Consider the following 4,855-nt stretch of genomic DNA (forward strand, 5'->3'; position numbering starts at 1 on the left):
CCCCGCGGCTTCACCGAGATCGAGGCCGAGAAGGTCGCCCACCTGATCGCCGACGTGCTCGACGCGCCGGAAGATCAGGCCGTGATCGAACGCGTGCGCGGCCAAGTCTCCGAGTTGTGCGCCAAGTTCCCGGTGTACGGCAAGTAAATCGCTCGTCACGCCACGAAGAACGGGGGCGGCCGCAGGGCCAGCCCCCGTTTTCGTTCACGGCCACGGGTGCAAATCTGCACCGCCACCGAGGCTGGCAATGACGTCGATTCTCGTTGCCAGGAAGGGGGACAGGCCGCCCAGTTCTCGACGGGCAGGCCGTCGATGCGGCGGAACTCCGCTCGTTGTTGGCTTGTATGGACACTGACGTCTGTACTTTAGACACGACCTCGCCTGGAGACAGGCGACGGCCGCAGGAGTATCTCCCCCCGCCCCGCCCGGATACGGCCGGCGCACCACGTGATACCATCCGCCATCGTTCGTTTTCCGGCCGCAGACCTCTCCCTCTTCCGCAATGAAGTGCCCTTTTTGCAGTGACCCCAACACCCAGGTCACAGACACCCGCGAGAACGAGGACGGCGACGTCGTGCGCCGTCGCCGGCGCTGCCCGAAGTGCGACAAGCGCTTCACCACCTACGAGCGCATCGACCTGAAGATGCCGCACATCGTCAAGCGCAACGGCAATCGCACCGAATTCGACCACGGCAAGCTGGCCGGCAGCATGAAACTGGCGCTGCGCAAGCGCCCCGTCACGACAGAGGCCGTCGACGCGGCGGTCGACCGCATCGAGGCACGCCTGCTGTCGATGGGCGAGCAGGAAGTGCCGAGCGAGAAGATCGGCGAACTGGTGATGAAGGAGCTGAAGAAGCTCGACAAGGTGGCCTATATCCGCTTTGCCTCGGTATATCGCAATTTTGCCGACGTGGATGAGTTTTCCGAACTCATCCGCGAGGTCCAGCCACGCCCCCGCCGCGGCAAGGCCGGCAAGCCAAACCAGGATTCCGAACATGACCTTTTCGGCGGCTGACCATGCTGCCATGGCACGCGCGCTCCAACTCGCCGCGCTCGGGCTGAACACGACCTCGCCCAATCCGCGCGTCGGCTGCGTGCTGTCGCAAAACGGCGCCATCATCGCCGAAGGCTGGCACCGCCGCGCCGGCGAACCCCATGCCGAAATCCATGCGCTGCGCCAGGCCGGCGGGGCGGCACGCGGCGCGACGGCGTATGTCACGCTCGAGCCCTGCTCGCATTTCGGCCGCACCCCGCCATGCGCCGATGCACTGATCGACGCCGGGGTCGCACGCGTCGTCGCCGCCATGGAAGACCCCAATCCCCTCGTTGCCGGACGCGGCATGGCGCGCCTGCGCGCCGCCGGCATCGTCACCGAACACGGCCTGCTGGAGACGGAAGCGCGCGAGCTGAACATCGGTTTCGTGTCGCGCATGACGCGCGGCCGCCCGTGGCTGCGGCTCAAGGCGGCTGCCACGCTGGACGGCAAGACCGCGCTGGAGAATGGTGTCAGCCAATGGATCACCGGACCGGAAGCCCGCCGCGACGGCCACGCCTGGCGTGCGCGCGCCTGCGCGGTACTGACCGGTGTCGGCACGGTGAAGGCTGACGATCCGCAGCTCAACGTGCGCGAGGCCGCCTGCGAGCGCCAGCCGCTGCGCATCCTGATCGATGCCCGGCTGGAGGCCCCGCCCGCGGCCCGCATCCTGCAGGGCGAGCCGATCCTGATCGCCACCGCTTGCGAAGACGGTCCGCGCATCGCCAGTCTGTCGGCGGCGGGGCACCGGCTGATCGTCCTGCCGAATGCCGCCGGCAAGGTCGACCTGCCGCGGCTGCTGGCCGAACTCGGGACGCTCGGCCTCAACGAGATCCACGCCGAGGCCGGCTTCAAGCTCAATGGCTCGCTGCTGCGCGAAGGCTGCGTGGACGAACTGCTGCTCTATCTCGCGCCGCTGCTGGCCGGCGATGCCGCCCACGGTTTGTTCAACCTCGCCGCGCTGACGCGGCTGGAAGACGCCACACGGCTCGACATCCGCGACCTGCGCCAGCTCGGCCGCGACATCCGCATCCTCGCGCGCATCGCGCGCGGCTAGCGCCCCTGGCCGCAGACGGCACAGCCGGGATCGCGCCCGAAGCCGACGCTGCGCCACTCCATCGCCAGGCCGTCGAGCAGCAGCAGACGCCCCGCCAGCGGTGTTCCACAGCCGGTGATCAGCTTCAGCGCCTCGGCGGCCTGCGTCGTGCCGATCATGCCGACGATCGGTGCGAACACGCCCATCACGGCGCAGCGCACTTCCTCGACGTCCTCGCCTTCGGGAAAAAGGCAGTGGTAGCAGGCAGCCTCGGGGTCGCGCAGGTCGAACACCGACACTTGTCCATCGAAGCGGATGGCGGCCCCCGATACCAGCGGCTTGCGATGCTTCACGCAGGCGCGGTTGACCGCATGGCGGGTGGCGAAATTGTCGCAGCAGTCGAGCACGAGGTCGGCCGCAGCCACCTGCTCATCCAGCGCACTCCCTTCGAGCCGCGCATGCAGCGGCACGACCCTGGCGAGGGGATTGATGCGGTGCAGGCTGGTGAGCGCCGATTCGACCTTGGGCCGGCCGATGGTCTCAGCAGAGTGCAGGATCTGGCGCTGCAGGTTGGTCAGGTCGACCGCGTCGTCGTCGGCGATCATCAAGGTGCCGACGCCGGCGGCGGTGAGATACATGGCTGCCGGAGAGCCCAGCCCGCCGGCCCCGATGACGAGGACTTTCGCGCCGAGGATCGCCTCTTGCCCCTCCACGCCGATTTCGGGCAGCAAGATGTGGCGGCTGTAGCGCAGCAACTGATCGTCGTTCATGACGCGAGGGGCTCGTCTGCATTCACCGGCGGGCACGGGTGCAAGCCCTTGACCTGCACCTCATGCCCGCCCGGAATTACGGCTTCTTGTTCTGGACGATCTGCAGGCCCTTGAGCAGGTTGACCGCCTGCATCAACTGGTGGTCGTCCTTGCCCGCAAGCTCGAAGCGCACCGGCTCGGCATCGTCGTCGGCGCCATTGTTCTGCTCCGCCTGCCTGGCCTTGAGCTCGGCCTCGGGGTCCTTGTCGTTGCCCAGGTGCCCCTGCAGGTCGGCCTCGCGCACGCGGCGGTTCGAACCATTGCTGCCTTCCTCGACCACGATGTCGGGCTCGATGCCTTTGGCCTGGATCGAGCGTCCGTTCGGCGTGTAGTAGCGCGCGGTGGTCAGCTTGATCGCGGTGCTGTTGTTGAGCGGCAGGATCGTCTGCACCGAGCCCTTGCCGAAGGTCTGCGTTCCCATCACGACGGCGCGTTTGTGATCCTGCAGCGCGCCGGCGACGATCTCGGAAGCCGAGGCCGAACCCGCATTGACGAGGACGACCATCGGTACGTCCTTGATGCCCGCGGGCAGGCGGCTCAGGAAGTCATCGCGCGTACCGCGCAGGTAGTCCTCCGGAATCGCGCGATATTCGCGCTTGGCGTCTTCGGTCCGGCCGTCGGTGGACACGACGAGCTCGCCCGGGGGAAGGAAGGCCGCGGATACGCCCACGGCGCCATGCAACAGACCGCCCGGATCGTTGCGCAGGTCGAGCACCAGCCCGCTGAGCGGCGCCTCGGCAGTCAGCTTGCCCAGGTGCTGGATCACCGATGCGGCCGTGTTCTCCTGGAACTGCGCGACACGCAGGTAGCCATAGCCCGGCTCGACGAGCTTCGACTTGACGCTCTGTACCTTGATGACTTCGCGTGTCAGCGTCAGCACGATCGGCCGCGACTCGCCCTTGCGCATGATCGTCAGTTCGATGTTGGTATTGGGCTTGCCGCGCATGCGCTTGACCGCGTCGTTCAGGCTCATGCCCTTTATCGGCGTTTCGTCGAGCTTGACGATCAGGTCGCCGGCCTGGACCCCGGCGCGGAAGGCTGGCGTATCCTCGATCGGCGAGATGACCTTGACGAAGCCGTCTTCCATGCCGACCTCGATGCCCAGCCCGCCGAACTCGCCCTGGGTGCCGACCTGCAACTCCTTGAAGGCCTCGGTATCGAGGTAGGCCGAATGCGGATCGAGCCCCGACAGCATGCCGCTGATCGAATCGACGATCAGCTTCTTGTCCTCGACCGGCTCGACGTAGCCTTGCTTGATCGCGTTGAACACGTCGGCGTATGCGCGCAGTTCCTCGACCGGCAGCGGCACCTGGGCCGTACGGTCGGCATTGGCGGAAAAATTGAGACTGAGCGTCACACCGACGAACACGCCGGTCATGACGAGGCCGAGCTGTTTCAGCTTGCTGCGCATGAGAACTCCATCGGGGAAGCGGCTCCCGCCCTTCGCGCCGTTTTATCTAGTTGAGTCGCACCCACTGCATCGGGTCGAGCGGGCGGCCCTGATGGCGGAGTTCGAAGTATAAACCCGAATCCCCGGCCCCTCCGCTGGTGCCCACACTGGCGATCGCATCGCCGCCGGACACCGCGTCGCCCACTTCCTTCAGCAACGTGTCGTTGTTTCCGTATACCGTCAGGTAATCGCCGCCGTGGTCGACGATGATCAGATTGCCATAACCGCGCAGCCAGTCCGAATACACGACTTCGCCCGCCGCGACCGCCTTGACGTCGGCCCCCGTGCCGGCGCGGATGAACACGCCTTTCCACGTGGTGCCGCCTTCCGCCCTTGGAGCACCGAAACGCCCGACGAGTTCGCCGCGCACAGGGAAACGCAATTGGCCGCGAAGCTGGGCGAAGCGCACGCCGGTAGGCGTGATCCCGGCACTGCTGCGCACCTCGCCGACGACGGGTTCCGCGCGCCGGGCGGGCGCACCGGCGGCAGCGGCTGGCGGCGGCGCATTGGCCTGAGCCGCCGCCGCG

General features: G+C 67.2%; 5 protein-coding genes and 1 pseudogene. 3 read left to right on the forward strand and 3 right to left on the reverse strand.

Annotated elements, in window-relative coordinates:
• The 3 genes and pseudogenes from glyA to ribD form a co-directional block, all read left to right on the forward strand.
• A pseudogene (glyA, locus tag C666_RS21145) lies at window positions 1-147 on the forward strand (serine hydroxymethyltransferase); the annotation flags it as partial.
• A gap of 355 nt (window positions 148-502) precedes the next feature.
• Window positions 503-1,015 carry a transcriptional regulator NrdR gene (gene nrdR / locus C666_RS18535; protein WP_004348052.1) on the forward strand — a complete coding sequence of 171 codons (513 nt, stop codon included), beginning with the start codon at window positions 503-505 and terminating at the stop codon, window positions 1,013-1,015.
• Window positions 996-2,090, forward strand: coding sequence for a bifunctional diaminohydroxyphosphoribosylaminopyrimidine deaminase/5-amino-6-(5-phosphoribosylamino)uracil reductase RibD (ribD, locus tag C666_RS18540; protein WP_004348055.1), 1,095 nt, complete (start codon window positions 996-998; stop codon window positions 2,088-2,090). The genes nrdR and ribD overlap by 20 nt, the downstream gene beginning before the upstream one ends.
• On the opposite strand, the gene C666_RS18545 is transcribed toward ribD, so the two are convergent.
• The 3 genes from C666_RS18545 to C666_RS18555 form a co-directional block, all read right to left on the reverse strand.
• On the reverse strand, window positions 2,087-2,839 hold the full coding sequence (locus C666_RS18545; protein ID WP_004348057.1) for a HesA/MoeB/ThiF family protein: 753 nt from the start codon (window positions 2,837-2,839) through the stop codon (window positions 2,087-2,089). The two genes, ribD and C666_RS18545, sit on opposite strands and share 4 nt — an antisense overlap.
• Before the next feature lie 76 nt (window positions 2,840-2,915).
• Window positions 2,916-4,289 carry a S41 family peptidase gene (locus C666_RS18550; protein ID WP_004348059.1) on the reverse strand — a complete coding sequence of 458 codons (1,374 nt, stop codon included), beginning with the start codon at window positions 4,287-4,289 and terminating at the stop codon, window positions 2,916-2,918.
• Between the two features lie 46 nt (window positions 4,290-4,335).
• The coding region (locus C666_RS18555; protein WP_004348062.1) for a murein hydrolase activator EnvC family protein at window positions 4,336-4,855 on the reverse strand (520 nt) is incomplete at its 5' end.

The sequence above is a fragment of the Thauera linaloolentis 47Lol = DSM 12138 genome (assembly GCF_000310205.1).
In the GTDB taxonomy this organism is placed as follows: domain Bacteria; phylum Pseudomonadota; class Gammaproteobacteria; order Burkholderiales; family Rhodocyclaceae; genus Thauera; species Thauera linaloolentis.